At 69.6% G+C, this 21373-nt stretch carries 20 protein-coding genes; 8 read left to right on the top strand and 12 right to left on the bottom strand.

The window, feature by feature from the left end:
- The first annotated feature begins 13 nt into the window (after positions 1-13).
- The gene (locus CU254_RS29115; RefSeq protein ID WP_009081843.1) at positions 14-1261 is read left to right on the top strand and encodes an MFS transporter; all 1248 of its coding nucleotides are present in this window, start codon (positions 14-16) and stop codon (positions 1259-1261) included.
- A gap of 4 nt (positions 1262-1265) precedes the next feature.
- On the opposite strand, the gene CU254_RS43310 is transcribed toward CU254_RS29115, so the two are convergent.
- The 10 genes from CU254_RS43310 to CU254_RS29065 form a co-directional block, all read right to left on the bottom strand.
- A complete protein-coding gene (locus tag CU254_RS43310) occupies positions 1266-1862 on the bottom strand; it encodes a TetR/AcrR family transcriptional regulator (protein WP_050788308.1) in 597 nt (198 codons plus the stop codon).
- A 512-nt stretch (positions 1863-2374) separates the two neighbouring features.
- Complete coding sequence (locus CU254_RS29105) at positions 2375-3400, bottom strand: LysR family transcriptional regulator (RefSeq protein ID WP_009081836.1); 1026 nt, start codon at positions 3398-3400, stop codon at positions 2375-2377.
- A 50-nt stretch (positions 3401-3450) separates the two neighbouring features.
- Positions 3451-4521 carry a M42 family peptidase gene (locus CU254_RS29100; RefSeq protein WP_009081834.1) on the bottom strand — a complete coding sequence of 357 codons (1071 nt, stop codon included), beginning with the start codon at positions 4519-4521 and terminating at the stop codon, positions 3451-3453.
- 36 nt (positions 4522-4557) lie between these two features.
- On the bottom strand, positions 4558-6258 hold the full coding sequence (locus CU254_RS29095; RefSeq protein WP_037715171.1) for an ABC transporter substrate-binding protein: 1701 nt from the start codon (positions 6256-6258) through the stop codon (positions 4558-4560).
- Entirely contained in the window at positions 6255-7199 is a 945-nt protein-coding gene (locus tag CU254_RS29090) for a LysR family transcriptional regulator (RefSeq protein WP_009081829.1), read from the bottom strand. Before CU254_RS29090 ends, CU254_RS29095 begins: the two co-directional genes overlap by 4 nt.
- A complete protein-coding gene (locus CU254_RS29085) occupies positions 7192-8202 on the bottom strand; it encodes an ABC transporter ATP-binding protein (RefSeq protein WP_037715169.1) in 1011 nt (336 codons plus the stop codon). The genes CU254_RS29090 and CU254_RS29085 overlap by 8 nt, the downstream gene beginning before the upstream one ends.
- A complete protein-coding gene (locus tag CU254_RS29080) occupies positions 8202-9209 on the bottom strand; it encodes an ABC transporter ATP-binding protein (protein ID WP_100266916.1) in 1008 nt (335 codons plus the stop codon). Before CU254_RS29080 ends, CU254_RS29085 begins: the two co-directional genes overlap by 1 nt.
- Positions 9206-10171 carry an ABC transporter permease gene (locus tag CU254_RS29075; RefSeq protein WP_009081823.1) on the bottom strand — a complete coding sequence of 322 codons (966 nt, stop codon included), beginning with the start codon at positions 10169-10171 and terminating at the stop codon, positions 9206-9208. Before CU254_RS29075 ends, CU254_RS29080 begins: the two co-directional genes overlap by 4 nt.
- A complete protein-coding gene (locus CU254_RS29070) occupies positions 10168-11193 on the bottom strand; it encodes an ABC transporter permease (protein ID WP_009081822.1) in 1026 nt (341 codons plus the stop codon). Before CU254_RS29070 ends, CU254_RS29075 begins: the two co-directional genes overlap by 4 nt.
- 97 nt (positions 11194-11290) lie before the next feature.
- The gene (locus CU254_RS29065; RefSeq protein ID WP_009081820.1) at positions 11291-12250 is read right to left on the bottom strand and encodes a GlxA family transcriptional regulator; all 960 of its coding nucleotides are present in this window, start codon (positions 12248-12250) and stop codon (positions 11291-11293) included.
- A 122-nt stretch (positions 12251-12372) separates the two neighbouring features.
- Here CU254_RS29065 and CU254_RS29060 point away from each other — a divergent pair, with 122 nt between their 5' ends.
- The 4 genes from CU254_RS29060 to CU254_RS29045 are packed head-to-tail and all read left to right on the top strand — an operon-like array spanning position 12373 to position 14048.
- Positions 12373-13014 carry a DJ-1/PfpI family protein gene (locus CU254_RS29060; RefSeq protein WP_009081819.1) on the top strand — a complete coding sequence of 214 codons (642 nt, stop codon included), beginning with the start codon at positions 12373-12375 and terminating at the stop codon, positions 13012-13014.
- Positions 13015-13024: 10 nt separating this feature from the next.
- Positions 13025-13330 (top strand): hypothetical protein, encoded by a 306-nt coding sequence (locus tag CU254_RS29055; RefSeq protein ID WP_009081817.1) that lies wholly within the window; start codon positions 13025-13027, stop codon positions 13328-13330.
- Positions 13327-13776 carry a hypothetical protein gene (locus tag CU254_RS29050; protein ID WP_009081816.1) on the top strand — a complete coding sequence of 150 codons (450 nt, stop codon included), beginning with the start codon at positions 13327-13329 and terminating at the stop codon, positions 13774-13776. The genes CU254_RS29055 and CU254_RS29050 overlap by 4 nt, the downstream gene beginning before the upstream one ends.
- On the top strand, positions 13773-14048 hold the full coding sequence (locus CU254_RS29045; protein ID WP_009081814.1) for a hypothetical protein: 276 nt from the start codon (positions 13773-13775) through the stop codon (positions 14046-14048). Before CU254_RS29050 ends, CU254_RS29045 begins: the two co-directional genes overlap by 4 nt.
- Here the strand turns inward: CU254_RS29045 and CU254_RS29040 are convergent.
- A complete protein-coding gene (locus tag CU254_RS29040; protein WP_009081812.1) occupies positions 14045-16699 on the bottom strand; it encodes an AAA family ATPase in 2655 nt (884 codons plus the stop codon). The two genes, CU254_RS29045 and CU254_RS29040, sit on opposite strands and share 4 nt — an antisense overlap.
- A gap of 115 nt (positions 16700-16814) precedes the next feature.
- On the opposite strand from CU254_RS29040, the gene CU254_RS29035 reads away from it, so the two are divergent.
- A complete protein-coding gene (locus CU254_RS29035) occupies positions 16815-17663 on the top strand; it encodes an SDR family oxidoreductase (protein ID WP_009081811.1) in 849 nt (282 codons plus the stop codon).
- A 5-nt stretch (positions 17664-17668) separates the two neighbouring features.
- Here the strand turns inward: CU254_RS29035 and CU254_RS29030 are convergent, their stop codons facing one another.
- Positions 17669-18880: an IS110 family transposase gene (locus tag CU254_RS29030; RefSeq protein WP_009081809.1), complete on the bottom strand. Its 1212-nt coding sequence runs from the start codon at positions 18878-18880 to the stop codon at positions 17669-17671.
- A 226-nt stretch (positions 18881-19106) separates the two neighbouring features.
- Here CU254_RS29030 and CU254_RS29025 point away from each other — a divergent pair, with 226 nt between their 5' ends.
- Both CU254_RS29025 and CU254_RS29020 read left to right on the top strand, forming a co-directional pair.
- The gene (locus tag CU254_RS29025; protein ID WP_009081808.1) at positions 19107-19523 is read left to right on the top strand and encodes a Dabb family protein; all 417 of its coding nucleotides are present in this window, start codon (positions 19107-19109) and stop codon (positions 19521-19523) included.
- Positions 19524-19774: 251 nt separating this feature from the next.
- The gene (locus CU254_RS29020) at positions 19775-21370 is read left to right on the top strand and encodes an ABC-F family ATP-binding cassette domain-containing protein (RefSeq protein WP_234392761.1); all 1596 of its coding nucleotides are present in this window, start codon (positions 19775-19777) and stop codon (positions 21368-21370) included.
- Positions 21371-21373: the final 3 nt, after the last annotated feature.

Here is a 21373-nt window from a genome sequence, read left to right as displayed (position 1 = left end):
CTTCGCGCGCACCATGGGTGACGGCGGTTTCTCGCCAGCTTTCCGGTCCTGTTCTTTCTACGCTCGGCCTGTGCATTCACAGAACATTCGCGGCTCTGTCGTCTGGTTCGCCTCGCTCGCTGCCGCATTGGGCACCGCCGCCATTTACCCGTTGCAGCCCGCGATCGCCGAGGTCGGCAGCGCGCTCGGCGCGTCGCTCGGCGCGGTCGGCGTCGCACTCGCGTGCGGGCCGGTCGGCTACCTGTGCGGACTCGCGCTGCTGGTGCCGCTCGTCGACCAGTTTCCGCCGCGCTACGTCCTGTCCGCGCAGTTCGGCGCGCTCGCCGTCGCGCTGGGACTGAACGCGGTCGTCGGCCAGGTGTGGCTGCTCGCCCTGGTGCTCGGCGTGCTGGGCGCGTGCTCGTCGGTCGGGGCCGGGCTGAGTTCGGTGACCGCCCGGCTGGCGAGCCCGGACCGGCGGGCCACTGCGCTGGGAATCGTCACCGCTGGTATCTCAGCGGGCATCCTCGCGGGCCGGATCGTCGGCGGCTGGCTGTCCGACCTGATCGGCTGGCGCGCGATGCTGGGCGTTTTCGCCGCCGGATGCGCGGTGGTCGCGGTCGCGGTGCTGTTCGTGCTCCCTCCGGCAGCCGGTGCGAACAACCGGGGCTACCTCGCCACATTGCGCTCGATTCCCGGGCTATACCGGCGATATCCGGTACTGCGCCTCGCGGCGGTCCGGGGCACGCTCTGGTTCTTCGCGTTCTGCGCGGTGTGGTCCGGAATCGCGGTCGCGCTGTCGAAGCCGCCTTTTTCGTACTCCGCCGAGCACATCGGCACGTACGCTTTCGCTGGCGTCCTGGGAATTTTCGCTACCCGAATCGCCGGTGCGTGGACCGATCGCGTGGGGGCGCGCCGGGTCATTCTCTGCGGGCTGAGCCTTGCCGGTGCCGCGAGTGCGGTGCTTGCTTTTGCCTTGCCCAGCACCGTTTCGACGTTGCTCTGCCTGGCCCTGTTCGACGCGGGTCTTTTCGCTGCCCAAGTCGCGAACCAGAGCACGGTGCTGGCGATCGAGCCCAGCGCACCGGCGCGGTTCAACAGCGCTTACATGGTCGTGTATTTCGCTGGTGGAAGCCTCGGCACCGCGTTCGGTGCTACGGCGGCTGAGCGGATGGGCTGGCCGGTGACCGTATTGAGCACCGCGGCGGTGCTCGCGGGCGCGGCTGTGGTCACTCTGGTCCACCGGGCGCGGGTGGATGCGGTATCAGTTCAGGTGAGTTGAGATATCACTGTGCCGCAAGGAGAATCGCGGCCCGGACCGCTTCCTCGATGTGCTCGTGCGCCGTCCCACCGTGGCGCAGCGCGTCTTCGGCGAGTTTTTCCAGCCCTCCGAACAGGATCAGCGCACGGGCACGGGACAGCGGAGCGCCGCCGGACTTCTGGAATTCGGTGCCCGCCGAGATGGCGCGTACGACGTTGACGTACGCGTCGTGGTTCAGGTCGGCGGAGATCGGGGCGTCCAGCAGCGGTACGTCGCGGAGGTAGCTCAGCATGACGGCCGGCCGGGCGTCGACGACGCCGGTCCACGCCGTGACGAGCTGGCGGAGCTGGGTTTGCCAGGGCGCGGTGCGGTCGACCGCGGCGGAGACCTGTGCGGATCCGGTTTCGGCCGCTTCCTTGAGCAGCGCGAGCAGGCAGGCTTCTTTGGAGTCGAACTGCTCGTAGAAGCCGCGGCGGGACGTGTGCGCCCGGCCGACGAGGTCGCCGATCGTGATCTTCGGGAAGCGTTTTTCCGCCAGCAGCGACTCCAGCGCTCCGGTGAAGCGGCTCCGGTAGGCGCCGGGATGCTCGACGGGCGTTTCCGGCTCTGCAGCGTGTGACACCGCGCGAGACCTTCCCTGTCCGCGGTTGTCCGGCGATTCTACCAGTGCGACCGCGCGCGGTATTCCGAAACGGGAGCGGGATATCCGCGGAATTCCGGGCGGAAAGAACGCGGCGGCATTCGGCGGTGCCGGCTGGTCTGATCGGCACTGGCCCATGCGGCGATCCGGGAGCGGCTGCGCCATCCCAGTGACATCGCGGAAAGAGGTTTGGCCGGGTGCGGGCACGTTCGGTAGTGTTTGTTCCAGCGTCAGATGGGGGTGTCGAGCGCTAGGGGGATTCAGGTGTTTTCGCCGCTTTTCTTCGCGGCCGAATAGACGTGCGCGTGCCGGTCGGCCGCGCCTGCCCGCGGAAATGCTGGGGAAACCGGAACGAGAATGCGGAATCAGGACAAAGAGGTCTGTCCGGAATCGCGCATCCCACACGTGATCGTGGCCTGACGTCCCGGGCATGATCACCGCGATGCGGTGCCGGGCCAACGGCGTCCCGGTACCGCATCTCCAACCGCCGGCGGTCATTGAAGCCGCAGCACCGCCGGTTCCCGGGAAGCGCACCCGGGTTCGTCGATCGGCGGCAGGATGTCCGCCGGATCGGCGCACACGCCGCGGATCACGTCCGCGACCCGGAGCAGCAAACCGAGCCGGGGGTGGTGCGGCGGCCAGGCGATCCCGATCTCCCGCGGCGACACGATCTCGCTCAGCGAGAACCGCATGACGCCGGGGTGCCGCTGGCCCAGCGCGAGCTGCGGCACGATCGAATACCCGACGTCCGCGGCCACCAGCGGTTCCACGACGTGGATCTTGTCCGTGCCGAAAACCCAGTTCGGCTCGATGCCCTGGCGGCGCAGTTCCGCGGCGACCTCGAGTTGTTCGCTGGTCAGGCACACCATGGGCAGGCCGCGCAGGTCCGCGGGCCGGACCCGGGCGACCGACGCCAGCGGCGCGGTGCGGGGCGCGAGCAGGATGAACGGGTCGCTGAACAGCTCCAGTCCGTGTGCTTCGCCGCTTTGCAGCGGGAAGATGACGAACGCGATGTCGATCTCGCCGTAGCGCAGCAGTTCCTGCAGGCGGACGTCGTCGTCCACCTCGACGGGTTTGATCCGGCACGGCAGGCGCTGCGTGCGCGTCGCGGCCAGCACCAGCGGCATCACCCGCACCGCGACGCTCGAGAACACGCCGATCCGGACGGTCGGTTCGCGGCCGTCGCGCATGTCCTGGATGTGCCTCGTCGCGGTGCGGAGGATGACCTGCACCTGTTCGGCCGCGTTGACCAGCGCGACCCCGGCGTCGGTGAGCCGCACCTGGCGTTGCCCGGACGTCCGGCGGACCAGCACGACGCCGAGCCGCCGTTCGATCGACGCGATGCGCTGGCTGACCGCGGGCTGGCTGCAGCCGAGCGCGACCGCCGCGGCCGCGAACGAGCCTTCGTTCGCGACCGCGTACAGCGCTCTCAGCTGCAGCAGGGTCAGGCGGCCGCCGTCGGACCAGATGGCGTCCAGCACCACCCGGCCGAGCCGGTTCCGTCGTTCCGCGCCGATCATGGGCGGCCTCCTTGCCAGAGCGGGGACTCAGGGATCCCGCGGCGAGCGGCTCATCGGGTGCCTCCGGCGAGGCAGAACGCGGTGGCGAGATCGATCGTGCCGGCCAGATCGGCGAGATCCGCCACCTCGCCGGAACTGTGCATGTGCCGGATGGGGATATTGAGGACGCCGCAGCGGATGCCAGCGGCGACAGCTGCCATGGCATCGGCGTCGGATCCGCTTTCGTCGCCGTAAGCCTCGATGGTGTAAGGGATTCCGAGTTCCTTGGCCAGCGTGCGCAAACTGCGGGCCATCGGTTCGTCGGTGACCGCGCCGCGGCCGATCGCCGGGCCGGAGCCGAGCCGGTGGTCGCCCGTTTTGTGTTCGATGCCGTCTTCCGGGATGTCGCTGGCGAACGTCGTGTCGATCGCGAGCGCGAAATTCGGTTCCGTCGCGTAAACGGCTCCCATCGCGCCGTGGTAACTCGTTTCCTCGCGCACGCTCGCGACCGCGGAGATCTCAGCGGTGACCGACGCCTCGGCCGTCGCGCGGGCCGCTTCGAGGACGGCCAAGGCGCCGAGCCGGTTGTCCAAGGCCGGGGCGGCGATCCGACCGTTGCGCAGGTCGACCGGGGACGCGCCGAACACCACCGGGTCGCCGACCGTGATCACCGATTGCGCGTCGGCACGGCTGGTGGCGCCGATGTCGATCCACAAATCGGCCATTTTCGGCGTCGAATCCCCGTCGTTCAAGTGCGGCGGCGCGGTGCCGATCACGCCGGGCACGCGGCCGTTTTCGGCGAGCACCACGACGTGCTGGCCGTACAGGATCGCGGCGTCCCAGCAGCCGATCCCGACCGCCCACAGCCGTCCGGCGTCGTCGATGTGGCTGACGCTCAGCCCGATCTCGTCGATGTGCCCGATCAGCGTGATCCGCGGACTGCCGCCCGGATTCACGACCGCGTGGCCGCTGCCGAGCGGATCGACGTGCACGTCCGCGAATTCGCCCGCCAGGTCGAGCCAGGCGCGCACTGGTTCGTCCTCGTAGCCGGAGGGCCCGCGCGCGGCGAGCAGCGGCAGGAGACGCCGGCGCAACGTGGCGGCGTCGGGCGCGTATCGCGGGGAACCGTCGGGGTTCGGCATGCCACTCCTTCGCTGGGCGGGGATAGCGGGGAAAGCTCAGCGCAGCCAGGCGACGCCGGGCAGGAAGCCGAATTGGCCGCTGAACCGGTAATTGCCGAGCCGCGCCGACGTGAAATCAATCCATTTCGGCACGTACATCGAGATCCACGGGGCCTGGTCGGTGACCGCGCGGTCGATCTCGGCCCACCTCGCGTTCGCCGCGTCCGGGTCGGTGTTGGCCAGCCGCAGCGCCTCGGTCATCCGGGCGTCGACGGCCGGATCGCAGAAGCCGCCGATGTTCGGGCTCGCGTCCGAATTCGGCACGAACGCGGCGCACGACGTCAGCACTTTCAGGAAATCGCTGGCCGCCGGATAGTCCTGGGACCAGTCGGTCAAGGCGGCTTCGACGTGGTTTCCGGAATTCTGGACAAAGGGGTATTGCAATCCCTCGTCCATCGGTTTGAGTGTCGCACGATAGCCCAAATCGGTCAACAGGGTCTGCAGGTATTCGCCCATGGCGATGTGCATCCGGTTGTTTCCCGGCACGACGGAAACCGCGGCTCCGGCGGTCCCGGATTCGGCGACCAGGCGCTTCGCTTTGACGAGATCGGGCCCGCGCCACGGTCCTCGGCCGTTCGGGGCCGGGTTGCTCGTCCACGGGCAATACTGCTGATAGCCGGGGATGTTCGGGACCAGGACCTGGCAGGTCGGGATCGCCAGCCCGGGGCCGCCCGCCTGCAGCACCGCCGAATTGCGGTCGAACGCGTAATTGACCGCCTGCCGGGCCTTGAGGTGGTCGAACGGAGGAATGCGAGTGTTCAGCGCCCAATACCAGACGTGCCCGAGCTGGTCGGTGTGCAATTGCCGAGGATGGTCGACGCTGATCTCGTTCAGCCGGTCCGGCGGCGGCTGGTCGGACGCGAGATCGGCCTGCCCGTTGATCACCGCGGTGACCTGGTCGGTCGGTTCGAGGCCGAATTTCTGCACGATCTGGTCCGGATATCCCTCGGGCGCGGCGAGCGGCGACCAGGAGCGGAAATACGGATTGCGTTTCAGCACGACGCGATCGGTCGGATCGTAGCTCGCCCAGTAATACGGGCCGGTCGAGCGCAGTTTCGACACGTCCGAACCGAGGTCGGCCGGCGGGGTGTCCGCGGGCAGGATCGACGCGAGCGGCTGGCCGAGCTGCTGGGGGAGTTCGGGATCCGGTTCGGTCAGGGTGAAAGTGATCGCGCGGGTCGCCTCGTCGATCGCGATGCCTTTCGACAGATCGCAGGTTTCCGGGGTGTCGAGGCATTCCTTCGCGCCGGCGAGGACGTCGAATTGCGAGGAAGTCGTCGGGCCGTGCACCTTGAACATCCGCTCGAACGACGCCTTGACGTCCTTCGGCCGGACCTCGCGGCCGTCGCTGAACCGGATCCCGGACCGCAGGGTGAACGTCCACTTGAGACCGTCGGCGGTGGGCTTCGGGATTTCGGTGACGAGGTCCGGGGCCACGTGCTGCCCGGTTTCCGGGCCGGACTTGGTGAACGCGGTGAGGCCGTCGTAGGTCGCGGTGAAGAGCGTCCACGACGAGGTCGAGAAGTTGACCATCGGATCGGCGGTGCCGATGTTGCCCGAGGACAGCAGCACCTCGATCCCGCCCTGATGGCCGTGATCGCCGGGCGCGACCGACGTCAGGTCCAGCGTGTCGTCCACTGCGCATCCGCTCGCGGCGAGGAGCAGCAACGACGCGAGCACCGCCCGTTTCCGTTTCATCGCGCCACTCCCTCGCGGTCGACCGGGGGCAGGATCTCCGCCGAACGGGCGCACACCCGCTGGATGATCTCGATGACTCCGCGAATGAACGCCAGCCGCGGGTGATAGCGCCGCCAAGCGATCCCGACGGTCCGTGCCGGGACGATGCCGGCGAGGGAAATCCTTCGCACGCCGGGAGTTCGGCCGCCGAGGGTGAGCCGGGGCACCGCACCGCAGCCGAGCCCGGCGGCGACCATCGCCTCGACGGCGTGGTTGGTTTCCATCTCCAGCACCCAGTTCAGCTCCGCGCCGACGGACGCGGCCCAGATCTCCATCGGATCGCGCTGTCCGCGCAGGCCGATCAACGGCAGCCCGGCGAGTCGGCCGAGCGACACCGGAGCGGCCCCGGCAGGCAGGAGCAGCACGAACGGGTCGGTGAGGAGTTCCGCGGTGAGCAGCGCCGGGTCGGCGATCGGCAGCTTCACGAAGGCGAGGTCGATGTCGCCGTTGCGCACCAGCCGGGAAACTTCGGCCTGCTGGTCCAGTTCGACGAGTTCGATCCGGTAGTCGACCGGCTGCCGCCGCAGTGCCGCCATCATCGGTGGGATCACCCGCTCGCTCGCGCTGGTGAACAAACCGATCCGGACCGTCGCGTTGAGACCCTTGCGGATCGTTTCCACCTGGCTCAGCGCGACCGAGAGGATCCCGCCGACCTGCTCCGCGGCGGCGACCAGGGTGTCGCCCGCTTCGGTGAGCGACACGCGGCGCTGCTGGCGGGACCGGTGCACGAGGAGGACTCCGAGGCCGCGTTCCAGGCTCGCGACCCGTTGGCTCACCGCGGACTGGGTGCAGCCGAGTGCGGTGGCGGCTCCGGCGAAGGAGCCGGTGGCGGAGATGGCGATGAGCGCGGCGAGCTGGGGGAGGGTCGGGCGGGCGGAGCGGCCGGTGTCGGTGCTAGTCATCGCGTGCGGCCTTGGGTTCGGTCGGCGTCAGCTGGACCGCCGGGGCGAGCGGATGGTGGCAGGCGACTTCGTGTCCCTCGTTTTCCGTGATCAGCAACGGTTCCGTCGTCCGGCACACGCTGGTCGCGCGCGGGCAGCGCGGGTGGAACCGGCAGCCGCTCGGCGGGTCGAGCGGGCTGGGCACGTCCCCGGCGAGCGTCGTGTCCCGCCAATCCGCGCCCGCCGCCGGATCCGGGATCGGCACGGACGCCAGCAGCGCCGCGGTGTAGGGATGGCGCGGCGCGGCAAAGATCTCAGCGACCGGGGCCTGTTCGACGATCCGGCCGAGATACATCACCGCGACCCGGTCGGAGGTGTGCCGGACGACGCCGAGGTCGTGCGCGATGAACACGTAGGTGAGGCCGAGCCGTTCCTTGAGGTCGTCGAACAGGTTCAGGATCTGCGCCTGCACCGAGACGTCGAGCGCGGACACCGGTTCGTCGGCGACCACGACCCGCGGCCGCAGCGCCAGTGCCCGCGCGATGACCGCGCGCTGCCGCTGGCCGCCGGACAGTTCGTGCGGGAACCGGTCGGCCAGTTCGGCGGAAAGTCCCGTCAGGGCAAGGAGTTCGGCGAGGTCCGCGCGCGTCGCGGGAAGGCGGTGCACGCGCAGCGGTTCGGCGACCGAATCGCCGATCCGGCGGCGGGGGTTCAAGCTGGCGTACGGGTCCTGGAAGATCATCTGCACCGAGCGGCGGACGGGACGCAGCCCGCGCCGGCCGGTCCGGCTGATCTCTCTGCCGTCGAAGGCGATCGACCCGCTGCTCGGCCGGTACAGGCGGACGAGGCACCGGCCGAGGGTGGACTTGCCGCAGCCGGATTCGCCGACGAGCCCGAGCGTTTCGCCGCGCCGCACGGACAGCGAAACCCCGTCGACGGCACGCAGCCGACCGGGGCGGCCCAGCCGGTTTCGCCGTACCGGGAACCATTTGACCAGGTCAGTCGTCCGCAGCAGTTCGGCCATCAGGCGGTTCTCTTCTCGTCCGGGGGCGACGCGTGCCGCAGCAGGCAGGCGTCGAGATGCTCCGCCGCCGACGGCAGCAGTACCGGCCGTTTCCGGACGCAGACCGCCTCCGCCTCCGGACATCGCGGCGCGAACGCACAGCCCGGTCCGAGGTCGGCCGCGAGCGGGGGCAGCCCCTCGATGGACGGCAGCCGGGCCGGCCGCGGCACGTCCAGGCGGGGGATCGAGCCGAGCAGCCCGACGGTGTACGGATGCCGCGGCCGGGCGAACAGCTGCGCGGTCGGCGCCTGCTCGACGATCCGTCCGGCGTACATCACCTGCACTCGCGACGCGATTCCGGCGAGCACCCCGAGGTCGTGCGTGATCAGGATGACGCTGGTGCCGGTGCGCGCGCTCAGGTCGCGGATGATGCGCAGGATCTGGGCCTGCACCGAAACGTCCAGCGCGGTGGTCGGCTCGTCGGCGATCAGGACGTCGGGTTCGCAGGACAGCGCCATCGCGATCATCACCCGCTGCCGCATGCCGCCGGAGAACTGGTGCGGATAGTCCCGCGCGCGAGCGTCCGGGCTCGGGATGCCGACGAGGTCGAGCAGTTCGACCGCGCGGCGGCGGGCGGCTCGAATGCCAATGCGCTGGTGCTGGCGTATCTGCTCGGCGATCTGCCATCCCACGCGGTACACCGGGTTCAGCGACGTCATCGGGTCCTGGAAGATCATCGCGATCCGGTCGCCCCGGTAGCCGCGCATCCGCTTCGGCGGCAGGGCGAGGAGATCCTGGCCGTCGAACCAGACGCGGCCGCGAACGATCGCGTTGCCGTCGCGGAGCAGGCCCAGCAGCGCGAGCATGGTGACCGACTTCCCGGACCCGGATTCGCCCACCACGCCGAGGGTTTCGCCTTCGGCCAATTCGAACGACACATCGTCCACCACGCGCACCAAGCCGTTGCGCGTGCGGAACTCCACGGTCAGGCCTTCGGCGGACAGGACTTTCGCGGGCCGGCTCGTCATCGCACTCGGATCCTCGGGTCCAAGGCCGCGTAACCGAGGTCGACCAGGAGGTTCACCAGCACGACGGCGAACGCGCCGTACAGCGTCACGGCCATCAGCACCGGCAGGTCGAATCGGCTGAGCGAGTGGAAGGTGAGGTTGCCGACCCCGGGCAGGCCGAAGACCTGCTCGGTGAGCACCGCGGCCCCGCCGAGCATGGCTCCGAGGTCGAGGCCGAAGAGGCTGACGAACGGGATCAGCGAGTTCCGCAGCACGTGCCGGAACAGCACGCGGGATTCGGAAAGTCCTTTCGCCCGCGCGGTGAGCACGAACTCGGACCGGTCGACCTCGATCAGGTCGGCCCGCAGCACCCGCGCGTACAGGCCGGCGGTGCCGATCGCCAGCGTGATCCACGGGAACAGCAGCTGCCCGAACCACTTCAGCGGGTCGACGTTGATCGGCGTGTAGCCGAGTTCCGGCAGCCAGCTGAAGACGCTGGTATGCCAGGTGCCCTGGGTGAGCAGATTAACCACGCCGCCTAGCCAGTACACCGGAAGCGACATGCCGACCAGGCCGAGGCCCATCAGCAGCGGATCGACCGCACGGCCGCGGAAAACCGCGGCGAGCGTGCCCGCGCCGAGCGCGAGCAGCAGCCAGAGCACCGCAGCGCCGCCGACCAGCGACAGCGTCACCGGGACCGCCTTGGCCACGCGGGAGAGCACCGGGCCGCGATCGGTGTAAGAGACCAGGTCCCGGTCGATGACCAGGCGTTTTATCATGGCGAAGTACTGCACCGGCAACGGTTTGTCGAGGCCGAAGTCGGTCCGGATCTGCGCGATCACCTGCGGGGTCGCCTGTTTGCCCGCGATCTGCCGCGCCGGGTCGACGCCCGGGGTTTTGAAGAAGATCAGGAACACCAGGACGCTCACCGCGATCAGCACGCCCGCCGCGGAGAACACGCGGCGCACGACGTAGGCGATCACCGCGCACGCATCCGCAGTTCGGCCTTCGGGTCGAAGGCGTCCCGGATCGCGTCGCCGAGGATGTTCAGCACGCAGACGGTGGTCGCGAGCAGCGCGCCGGGCACGATCGCCATCAGCGGCCGGTTGCGCAGCAGCTGGGTGCCGTCCTCGATGATCGTGCCCCAGCTCGCGGCGGGCGGATGCACGCCGATGCCGAGGAACGAGAGGCCGGATTCCAGCAGCATCGCGGTCGCCACCATCAGCGGGAACAGCACGACCACGCGGGACAGCACGTTCGGCAGGATCTCCCGGCGGATGATCCGCCCGTGCCCGGCGCCGTAGGACGTGGCCGCGCCGACGTAGTCCGCGGCGCGCACGGACAGCACCGCGCCGCGCACCGGCCGCGCGACATAAGGCACGTAGACCACTCCGATAATCAGGACCGGCAGCGCGAGGCTGCCGGAACTGACCCGGACGAAACCGAGGCTGATCCCGGACGCGAAGCTGATCGCGGAAATCGAAATCGCCAGCATCAGCACCGGAAACGCCCACACGACGTCGAGGATCCGGGACAGCACGCCGTCGACGACCCCGCCGACGTACCCGGCGAGCAGCCCGACCACCAGGCCGCCGGCACAGGCGACGAGGCCGGCGAGCACCCCGATCACCAGCGTGTTCCGTCCGCCGTACAGGATCCGCGCGGCGATGTCGCGACCGTCGCCGTCCGCGCCGAGCAGGAAATGCGCCTGCCCGGTCGGGCCGAGCGGCAGCACACCGACGCCTTGCGGCGCGGGTTGCAGCAGCGGCACCACGGTCCCGTCGTCGAGCACGGTGGTGCCGACCGGGTCGGCGACGAACGGGTCAGTGCCGGAGATGTGGCTGGCGTAGAGGGGGGCGAGCAGGCACAGCACCACGATCACGGCCAGCACCGCGGCCGAGACCATCACCCGGGAGTTGCCGAGCAAGGCTTGGAGGCCGCGTCGCCACGGTCCGCCGCCGGGCGCCGGTTCCGCTCGCGTCGCGGCAGCATGGGGCTCGGTCACCAGGCCACCCCCCTCGGTTTCGCCGTCCTGTGGGCAAAAGCTAGAGAAGGGGCGCGTTTTCCGGCAAGAAGACCGGCATCGGGTTCGATAAGACGGCCTAATCGGCTGAGCGATTCGGCCCCGGCCGGAATACCTTCCGGTAGGCGCCGGGCGTCACGCCGACCACTTGGCCGAACTGGGAACGGAAGTTGCTCGTCGTGGGGAATCCGGTCTGCGCGGCGATCCGGTCGACGGTGTGCTCGGTGGTTTCGAGCAATTCCTGCGCCTGCCGGATGCGCACCCCGGCCACCCATTGCATGGGGCTTTGGCCGGTTTCCTCCTTGAATCTCCGGGTGAGCGTGCGCACGCTGAGCCCGGCCGCTTCGGCGATGTCGGCGAGAGCGAGGTCGCGGTAGGCGTTTTCCTCGATCCACGGCAACACCTGGCCGAGCGTGGTCGGGCGGCGGGGCGCGCGGTTGCGGACGATGTATTGCGCCTGCCCGCCGGGCCGGTGCAATGGCGCGACGGCAAGGCGGGCGGCGTCGGCCGCGACGGCGGTTCCGTAATCGTTCTGGACAATGTGCAGGCACAGATCAATTCCGGCCACCGCGCCCGCCGAAGTGAGGATTTTTCCGTTGTCGGTGTAAAGCACGTCGGGATTTACGCGGACCGCCGGGTATCTCCTGGCGAATTCGTCGGCGGCGAGCCAATGCGTGGTCGCGTCGCGGCCGTCGAGCAATCCTGCTTCGGCGAGCGTGAATGCGCCGACGCAGATCGACGCGATTCGGGTGCCGCGGTCCGCGGCCGCGCGCAATGCGTCCAGGACGACCGGCGGAGTCGGCGCCAGCGGGTTGTTCCGTCCGGGCACCACGATAAGGTCGGCGCGCTGGAGGGCGTCCAGGCCCTCGTCGACGGTCAGCCGCAACGGGCCTGCCGCGATCTCGCGCTCCGGACCGGCGACGAACGTGCGGTATCCCGAGCGGCCGTCGGGCAGTCGCACGCGCCCGAAGGTTTCGATCGGCGTGGCCAGATCGAAGGGGATCGCGTCCGGGACGGCCAGCACCGCTGTGGTGTACATCCCGGCAGGATAAGCCATCGGCGACGTGGCCAGATCTGAGTGGAAGTTGTCCAGGTAGCCACTGGGAAGATCATCGCGGATGCCCTTCGATAGACGAAAGAGTCCAGCGAAAGGAACCACTCATGCTTCGGGCCCAGTTCGTGCTCTTCGACGGGTTCGACCCGCTCGACGTCGTCGCTCCGTTCGAGGTCCTGACGGCGGGAAGCGACTTCCTCGGCGGCAAGCTCGCCGTCGAACTCGTGAGCGCGGACGGTCCCGGCGTGGTGCGCTCCGGCAATCCCGGGCTCACCCTGACCGCGACCGCCGCGTTCGACCCGGACGCGCCCGGCTACGTCCTCGTCCCGGGAGCCGCCGGCCCGGTCGACGGCGACCCGGACACCGGCGTGGAGACCATCCCCGTCCTGCTGTCGCGCTTCGCGTCGGGCGACGCGATGCCCTTGCTGCGGCGCGCGTTCGACAATCCGGACAGCACGGTCGTGACCATCTGCGGGGGTTCGCTCGCGCTGGCGATGGCGGGTCTGCTCGAAGGCCGCGCCGCGACTACGCATGTGCTCGGCATCGACCTGCTCGAAGCGACCGGAGCGAAGGCCGTCCGCGCCCGCGTCGTGGACGACGGCGACTTGATCAGCGGCGGCGGGGTCACTTCGGGGCTCGATGTGGCGCTTTACGTGCTGGAGCGAGATTTCGGTTCACCGGCCGCGCTCGCCGTCGAGGAGCTTTTCGAATACGAACGCCGCGGCACCACCTGGAAAGCTTCGCACTGAAGGGAAATACATGAACACCATTGTCGGCACCTGGCTGCTGCGGATGAAAACCCCCATCGGAACCATGGAAGCGACTTATACCTTCGAAGAAACGAACGGCGTGCTCCAGGGCAGCGCGACCGGATTCGGGGAAACGTCGCCTCTCACCGACCTCGCGGCCGATGGAGACAGGCTCACCTGGCGGCAGCGCATCACCCGGCCGATGCGCCTCAATCTCGACTACGCCGTGACCGTGCACGGCGACTCCCTTTCCGGCGAATCCCGCGCCGGACGGCTTCCGCGCACCAGCGTGACGGGCGAACGGATCTCCGCGTGAACGCTTTCCTGCTGTCGGTGCACGTATTGGCGGCCATTCTCGCCATCGGCCCGGTCGCCGTCGCCGCGAGCATGTTCCCGAGCGCCGCCCGGCTCGCCTCCGACGATCCGAAGAAGGCCGCGACGCTGCAGGTGCTTTACCGCACGACCCGCGTCTACGCGGTGATCGGCGTGCTGGTGCCGGTCTTCGGCCTCGCGACCGGCGCGCGGATCGGGGTGCTGGGGAATGCCTGGCTGATCGTCTCGCTGGTCCTGACAGTCGCCGCCGCCGGAATTCTTATCGGGTTGATTCTGCCGGGGCAGAAACGCGTCGTCGACGCTGTCGGCGCCGATCGGCCGGTGCCGGTCCGCCTGGGAATGACGACCGGCATCTTCAATCTCCTCTGGGCGGTGGTCGTCGTGTTGATGATCTACCGCCCCGGCTCGACGACGGGAGTGGGACTGTGAGCCCGCGACGGATTCTGGACCTCATCGGCGCGGTGGAATTGGTGACGCTGGTGCTGATGCTGGGAAATATCGCGACGGTGCACCTGCGGGAGATCTCGGGAGTGCTGGGCCCGGTGCACGGATTGGCTTATATGGCAACGGTGATCACTGCGGTACTGGTGATGAACGGCCGGCGGCGGGTATGGCTGCTGGCCCTGATTCCGGGGATCGGCGGGCTTTTGGCGGCACGGGCCGCTTCGCCGCGGAGTTCGTCCTCGGCCGAAGGCGCCTAGTCCGAGTCGAGGAGATCAGGCATATCTCTGAGCTGTCTCCGTGACGTGATACCGAGCTTCCGAAAGATATTACGCAGATGCGCATCCACCGTCCGCGGGCTGAGGAACAGCCGCGTAGCCACTTCCTTCGACGTGGCTCCCGCGGCGACCTCGCGGGCGATGTGCGTTTCCTGCATGGTCAGCCGGTCATAGGTATGCGAGGTGCGGCTGCGCGCCACCTCTCCGGTAGCGCGCAGCTCATCGGCCGCCCGTCGGGTGAACGCTTCCAAGCCGATTTTCGACAGCTGCTCATGCGCAGCACGCAGTTGCTCGCGCGCATCGCGACGGCGGCCCGCGCGGCGCAGCCATTCTCCGTACCGCAGGTGCGCCCGCGCACTCTGCACGGCCAGCGGGCTGTCCGTGAGATATGACAGCGCCGCGACGTAGTCGTCTTCCGAATCGTTGACCATCGCCCGTGCGCCAGCCGCGACGCCCAGGGCGAAGTTGGTGCCCGCCGGTTCGGTGCGTTCGATCAGGGCGTCCAGGGCTGACCGGGCGACGGCGGTCTCCCCGCATCGGACGGCGGCCTCGATCTGCTCGGGCAGCGCGATGCCGGTTAGGAAGAGGTCGCCGCTCGCGATCGCGCGGGTCGCGGCTTCCAGCGCGGCGGGGTAGTCGCCGAGGCCGTTGCGCAGGACGGCCAGCGCCCAGTGGGCGTTCGCGGTCAGCTGGTCGGTGCGTCGGTTCGTGGCCTCGGCGAACAGGTCGAGCACCTCCTGGCGGCGTCCGCGCATCGCCGCCAGGTGCACTCGCGGGTAGAGCTGCGGCGGATCGCCGAGGGCGTCGGCGATGGCTTCCTCCTCGGCGATCGCGGCCATCGCCTGGCCGAAATTCCCGGTGAAGACCGCGGACAACGCCGCTTGGGACAGGCCGAGCCGGACGGTCATCGGGGAACCGGTCGACTCTCCGGTCCGCGCCAGCCAGTCGACGATCGTGCGGTGCAGATCGAGGTCCCACAGTTCGCCCGCGAGCACAGTGGCCAGGGCTGGCGTGCGGGTCCAGCCCTCGTCGTCGCCGGTGAGGGCTTGGCGGATCGCGGGTACTCCGGCGCGGTGTCCTTCGGTGGTCAAGCGCACCAGCGCCGTGAGGAGATCCGGCGGTCCGGCCGGGGGCGCGGCGGCGAGCACCCGGTCCAGCACCCCGGCGGCCCGCCCGACGACGAGCCCCATTTCCAGCGCCGCCACCAAGAACTCGCGTGACCGTTCCGGGTCGCTGGCACCGAGCTGCTCCGCCGCGCGCAGGATGATCTCCGGACCGCGAACCGCGCCGTCCGGGCCCTGGACGAAGGCGATCTGTCCGCGGAGCAGGTCGACGGAGGCGCGCTGCGGGACCGCCAGGGTCGAGGTGTCGATGCTGGTCAGGAGGTCTGCTGCGGCGTCGGTCCGGCCGGCGGCGAGGGTCGCTCGCGCGGCGGCGAGCGTGCGTTCGACCTGCTTGCCGCGGTCGAGCGACAGCGCGGCGGCCCGTTCGAGGAATGCCGCGGCGGCCGCGACGCCCCCGCGGGCCTGCGCGCGGGACGCCGACACTTCCAGCTCCGCCGCGACCTCCTCGTCCGGCCCGGCGGTGGCTTGCGCGCGGTGCCAGGCGCGGCGGTCGCCGGCGGTGTCCGGGTCGGTCGAGTCGGCTAACGCTCGGTGCGCTGCTTGCCGCTGTTTTGGCTCAGCCGCGCGGTAAGCCGCCGAGCGTGCCAGCGGATGGCAGAAGCGCGCGCGGGTGTCGAACTGGATCAGCCCGGACGCCTCCGCCGCGGCGCTCGCGACGGGCACGTCGAGGTCCAGCCGCCGGGCGGCGGCCCACAGCAGACCCGGATCGCCGGTCGGATCGGCGCTGGCGAGGATCAGCAGCTCCCGCGCGTCCGGGGGCAGGTCCGCCATGCGCGAGAGGAAACTCCGTTCGATCCGGCTCGCGATCGGCGACGGGGTCGGCAGCGCGAAACCGCCTGCTTTCGGCAGCTCGATCAGCGCCAGCGGGTTGCCGCGGGCCTCGGCGAGCAGGCGATCGCGCACCCGCTCGTCCAGCGTCCCGGTCTTCTCCTCGGCCAGCAGCGCGCGGGCGTCCGCGTCGCTCAGCCCGCGGACGGTCAGCCCGGGCAACTCGTCCAGACCCGGCACCGGCTCCTGGTCACGGGCGGCGAACACCAGCGCGATCGGTTCGGCCGAGACGCGCCGGGCGAGGAACGTCAACGCGCGCGCCGAGGCGGCGTCCAGCCAGTGCGCGTCGTCGATCACGCACAGCATCGGGCGTTCCGCCGCGGCCGTGGCCAGCAGTTCGAGGGCGGCGAGACCGACGCGGAACGGGTCCGGCGCGCCGTCGGCCAGCCCGAATGCGACCAGGAGGGAGTCGCGGTAGGGCGTCGAGAGGCTGTCGAGGTGCGCCAGGACGGGCACACACAGCTGGTGCAGGGCGGCGAACGGCAGCTCGCCCTCGAACTCCGACCCGGACGCCCGGATGCGCTGAAACCGCTCCGCCGCCTGCTCGACGTGGTCCAGCAGCGCGCTCTTGCCGATGCCCGCCTCGCCGCGGAGGACGAGCACCCCGCCTTCGCCCTGCTCGGCCGCGCGGACCAGCGCGAGGAGGCGGTCGATCTCGGCGGGCCGGCCGATGAGAGGCATGGCCGGAACCTTAGGGCAGGCCGCGGCGGGCGAAGTAGGCGATTGTCGCCGACGCGAGCGGCGGCGGGTCCGGGCGAGGGTGGGGACAGCACCCCGGAGGAAAGGAAAATCCACAATGGACACCGTGCTCGTCACCGGCGCGACCGGAACCGTCGGGTCCGCGCTGATTCCCGCTCTGCGGGCCCGCGGCAGCACCGTTCGCGCGATGACCCGGGGCCGTCCCCTCGACGGCGTCGAGACCGTCGTCGCCGACCTGCGGGATCCCGCCTCGATCGCGGCGGCGCTGAAGGGGGTCGACGCGATCTTCCTCAACAGCCCGTCCGCCCCCGACGCGGCTGAGCTGCAGATTCAGTTCGCGAACCTGGCCCGCGACGCCGGGGTCGGCCGGCTCGTGCTGCTCTCCCAGTACGCGGCCCGCGCCGATTCGCCGGTGCGCTTCCTGCGCTGGCACGCCGAGGTCGAGGCGCACGTCGCGAAGCTCGGTCTCGACTACACCGTGCTCCGGCCCAATCTCTACCTGCAGGCGCTGCTCAACTTCTCCGCCACCATCGCGCAGGGATTCCTCGCCGCGCCCATCGGGGACGCGGCGGTCAGCGTCATCGACACCAGAGATATCTCAGCCGCCGCCGCTGCCGTACTAACCACTAGCGGACACGCGCGCCGCACGTACCCCCTCACCGGGCCGCGCGCCGTGACCCATGCCCAGATCGCCGACGCGCTCTCCGCCGCCACCGGACGGGACATCGCCTTCCGCGACGCACCTGCCGACCAGTTCGCCGCCGCGCTGACCGGTTTGCTCCCGTCGTGGCAGATCGGCGGCCTCGTCGAGGACTACGCCCATTACGCCCGCGGAGAGGCGGCTGAGGTGTACCCCTCCGTCGCCGATCTCACCGGACGGCCGGCCCGCGACCTCACCGATTTCGCCCGTGACTACGCCGCAGCCTTTGGAAAGGACTCTCAATGACCGTGTCAAGCCGCAACAGTGACCGGATTCGGTGTGTCGAGGGTGAATTCGCGGCCGTCGCGCAGCAGTGCCCAGAGCACGTCGACGAGTCGCCGGGCCAGCGCTAGGAGGGCTTGGGTATGGATGAGTCGTTCGGCGCGCTTCTTGTCGTAGAACCGCCTGGACGGGCCTTGCGTGCGCAGGCTGGACAGGGCGGCCATGTAGAAGACCCTGCGCAGGCGTCGGTTGTAGCGTTTGGGACGGCGCAGGTTTCCGCTGACACGACCGGAGTCGCGTGGCACCGGCACCAATCCGGCATAGGACGCCAAGCGGCCGGCGGTCGCGAAGCTCGCCAGGTCACCGCCGGTGCTGGCGAGAAATTCGGCGCCCAGTCCAGGGCCCATGCCGGGCAGGGACTCGATGATCCTCGCCCACGGATGTCGCCGGAATCGGGCGGTGATCAGCTTGTCGGTGTCTTTGATCTCGCGGTCGAGGTCGAGCAGCTTGCGGGCGATGCGTTTGACGAGCATCGCGGCATCGGCTTCGCCGGGCAGCACCAGGTCCTGGGCGTCGGCGGCGGCGACCGCGGTCGCGGCGGTCTTGCCGATCGCCGGACCCCATGCCTTGTTGTCGGTGAGATGGGTTGTGACACCGCCGATTCCGGCGGTGCGGATCTCGGCGGGGGTGCACATCCCGGCGACCAGGATCAGCGGGGTTCGGTTGGAGTAGTCGAACGCGGCCTCCAGAGCGGGGAAGATCGAGCCCAGCAGCGCCCGCAGCCGGTTGATCCCGGCCACCCAGTCCGACATCAGGTCGGCGCGGTAGCTGGTCAGCTGGGTCAGCGAGACCGCCAGCTCATCGGGCATCGTGACCTCGGTCAGATCCCTTCGCAGCCGGGCGGTTTCGGCGATCACCCGAGCGTCTTTGGCGTCGGTTTTTCCTTCGCCTCGGAATCCGTGGGTCATCGTGTTCACGACCCGGCCCGGCACATAGGTCACCGACTGGTCGGCAGCCAGCAGCGCCGTGATCAGCAGCAACGCCATCGGACTCGTCAAATCGATCGCCCACTGCGCCCGCTGAGCGGCCGCACTGGCACGAGCGATCAACTGCTCGATCGCGCGCTGATCATTCCCGAGTTTCTGACTGAACAGCACCTTCCCGTCGGTGTCGATCGCACACGCGTGATGCATCGATTTGCCGACATCGATCCCGACCCAGACCTCAAGGCGAATCGCCACCCATCCACTCCTGTCATTGCAGGTCACGCCCGTGGACAACCCCGCCGACAGATCCCTAAACAGCGACGACCCGCAACAGCTCTCAATCAGCGAACGGAGCGTCCAGCACGGCGGGGCAGCCAGTCCTTTCGAGCCTCGACAACAGGCAACAACCGATCAGCTACACCCCACCGCCCCGGGCATCCAGGGCACCAACCCCAGACACCCACAAACTTAGGGAAAACCGATGATCTGCCACAGCATTCGATTCACGTTCAAGCCCGAGGTCACGGCCCGGCAGAAGGCGGACGTCACCGCGAAAATGCGCGAGCTGCTCGACCGGATCCCAGCGGTCAAGGCACGCGTCATCGGCCCCGATTTCGGCGGGAAGTACGAACTGGGCGCGGTACTGGCGCTCGAGGACATCGACGGGTACTCGGAGTACATGAACCATCCGGCGCACCTCGAACTGGACCGGCTGGGGCTGCCGCTGGTGGAGGAGTTCGGGTCGTCCGACATCACCGACGACCCGGACCCGGAGATCGGCGCGAAGATCGCCGAGGTCCACCGGATCCGGTTCGAGAACGTGCCGGACGTCGCGGAACTCGTCTCCGGTCTCGCCGAGTACACCGGCAGCGCGGCCCCGGGCAAACACGGCCGGTGAGCGGCCAGCGGGCGGGAACCGCGCCCGGCGCGTCAATTCGTTCGCGCGCGGTCCCGCCCGCCGGGTAAGCTGAGTGCAGTTGCTGCCGTTCATCGGAGAGGTGCATTGATCTTCTGAGGTGTATGGACACCGCGATCCCGGGCTCTTTCGCCCGTCGCGCGTCTGGCCTCGGAGGACGGCATCCTGAATCCGTACCCCGCGCTCGCGGTGTCTCCACGTTCTTGTCCATTCGCGAACGGGGAGTTACGCCTGTGTCTTCTTCCATTGTGTGCTCGGACCTCAGCTTCGCCTGGCCGGACGGCGAGGTCGTCTTCGACGGCTTCTCCCTGGCGATCGGCGAGGGCCGGACCGGGCTGATCGGCCTGAACGGTTCCGGGAAATCCACCTTTCTGCGGTTGATCACCGGCGAACTGCGGCCGGCCGCCGGGTCGGTCAGCGTGTCCGGCGAACTCGGCTACCTGCCGCAAAACCTGATCCTGGCCGCCGAACGCCGCGTCGACGAGGTGCTCGGCGTGGCGGCGGTCCGGGCCGCACTCGCGGCGATCGAACGCGGGGAAGCCGACGAACGCTGGTTCGCGACCGTCGGGGAGCAGTGGGACGTCGAGGAACGCACCCGCGCGACGCTCGATCAGCTCGGTCTCGCGCACGTCGCCCTGGACGCGCGGGCGGGGGAGCTGTCCGGCGGCGAGCTGATCCTGCTCGGGCTCGCCGCGCAGTTCCTGCGGCAGCCGGACGTGCTCGTGCTCGACGAACCGACCAACAACCTGGACCTGCGGGCGCGGCGGCTGGTCGGCGAGGCGGTGCGGGCGTGGAAAGGGGTGCTGGTGCTGGTATCTCACGATCGCGAGCTCCTGCGCCACGTCGACCGGATCGGCGAGTTGCGTTCCGGGGAGGTGACCTTCTACGGCGGCAACCTGGAGGATTACGAGGCGGCGGTGGCCGTTCAGCAGGAGGCGGCTTCGCGGATGCTGCGGGCCGCGGAGTCGGATCTCAGACGGCAGAAGCGAGAGCTGGCCGAGGCGCGGACGAAGCTGGACCGGCGCGCCCGGTACGGCCGGAAACAGTGGGAGAACAAACGCGAGCCCAAGGTCCGGATGCGCAAACGGCAGGAGGACGCGGAAATCGCCGCGGGCAAGCACCGCACGATGCACCTCGGCAAGGTGACGGAGGCCGAGGATCGGCTGAAGGCGGCCGAGGAAGCGGTGCGCGCCGACGCCGAGATCCGGATCGATCTGCCGGAAACCTCGGTGCCGTCCGGGAAAGAAGTGCTCACGTTGTCCGAGGTGGAGCTTCGGAACGGGCTCGCGGTGAACCTCGCTGTGCGCGGACCGGAGCGGATCGCGCTGGTCGGGCCGAACGGTTCCGGCAAAACCACGCTGCTGCGCACGATCACCGGGGCGATCGAACCGCGCTCCGGGACCGTCCGGGTCCCGGTTCCGGTGCGCTGGCTGCCGCAACGGCTCGACGTCTTGGACGACACGTTGTCCGCGGCGCAGAACGTGGCCCGCGCCGCGCCGTCCGTGTCGAACAACGAGATCCGCGCCCAACTCGCGCGGTTCCTGTTGCGCGGCAACCGGGCGGACCAGCCGGCCGGAAGCCTGTCCGGTGGCGAGCGTTTCCGGGCCACCCTGGCGACGCTGCTGCTGGCCGAACCGGCACCGCAACTGCTGTTGCTGGACGAACCGACGAACAATCTGGACCTGGCCAGCGTCCGGCAACTGTCGGAAGCACTGCGGTCGTACGCCGGTGCGCTCATCGTGGTCAGCCACGACCTTCCGTTCCTGCGCACGATCGGGGCGACGCGGTGGGTGCGACTCGGGTCCACAGTGGAGGAGACGGCGGGGTAACGG

The sequence above is a fragment of the Amycolatopsis sp. AA4 genome (genome assembly GCF_002796545.1).
Taxonomy (GTDB): Bacteria; Actinomycetota; Actinomycetes; order Mycobacteriales; family Pseudonocardiaceae; genus Amycolatopsis.
Note: the sequence above shows the minus strand (reverse complement) of the source record. Positions and strands in the feature narration are given on the sequence as shown.

Excerpts from the sequence above, each read along its gene's own strand:
- CU254_RS29095 (WP_037715171.1), bottom strand. The coding sequence starts at position 6,258 with ATGAAACGGAAACGGGCGGTGCTCGCGTCGTTGCTGCTCCTCGCCGCG.
- CU254_RS29025 (WP_009081808.1), top strand. The coding sequence starts at position 19,107 with ATGATCTGCCACAGCATTCGATTCACGTTCAAGCCCGAGGTCACGGCC.
- CU254_RS29040 (WP_009081812.1), bottom strand. The coding sequence starts at position 16,699 with ATGCCTCTCATCGGCCGGCCCGCCGAGATCGACCGCCTCCTCGCGCTG.
- CU254_RS29090 (WP_009081829.1), bottom strand. The coding sequence starts at position 7,199 with ATGACTAGCACCGACACCGGCCGCTCCGCCCGCCCGACCCTCCCCCAG.
- CU254_RS29065 (WP_009081820.1), bottom strand. The coding sequence starts at position 12,250 with ATGTACACCACAGCGGTGCTGGCCGTCCCGGACGCGATCCCCTTCGAT.
- CU254_RS29035 (WP_009081811.1), top strand. The coding sequence starts at position 16,815 with ATGGACACCGTGCTCGTCACCGGCGCGACCGGAACCGTCGGGTCCGCG.
- CU254_RS29105 (WP_009081836.1), bottom strand. The coding sequence starts at position 3,400 with ATGATCGGCGCGGAACGACGGAACCGGCTCGGCCGGGTGGTGCTGGAC.
- CU254_RS29085 (WP_037715169.1), bottom strand. The coding sequence starts at position 8,202 with ATGGCCGAACTGCTGCGGACGACTGACCTGGTCAAATGGTTCCCGGTA.
- CU254_RS29080 (WP_100266916.1), bottom strand. The coding sequence starts at position 9,209 with ATGACGAGCCGGCCCGCGAAAGTCCTGTCCGCCGAAGGCCTGACCGTG.
- CU254_RS29060 (WP_009081819.1), top strand. The coding sequence starts at position 12,373 with ATGCTTCGGGCCCAGTTCGTGCTCTTCGACGGGTTCGACCCGCTCGAC.
- CU254_RS29055 (WP_009081817.1), top strand. The coding sequence starts at position 13,025 with ATGAACACCATTGTCGGCACCTGGCTGCTGCGGATGAAAACCCCCATC.
- CU254_RS29115 (WP_009081843.1), top strand. The coding sequence starts at position 14 with ATGGGTGACGGCGGTTTCTCGCCAGCTTTCCGGTCCTGTTCTTTCTAC.
- CU254_RS29100 (WP_009081834.1), bottom strand. The coding sequence starts at position 4,521 with ATGCCGAACCCCGACGGTTCCCCGCGATACGCGCCCGACGCCGCCACG.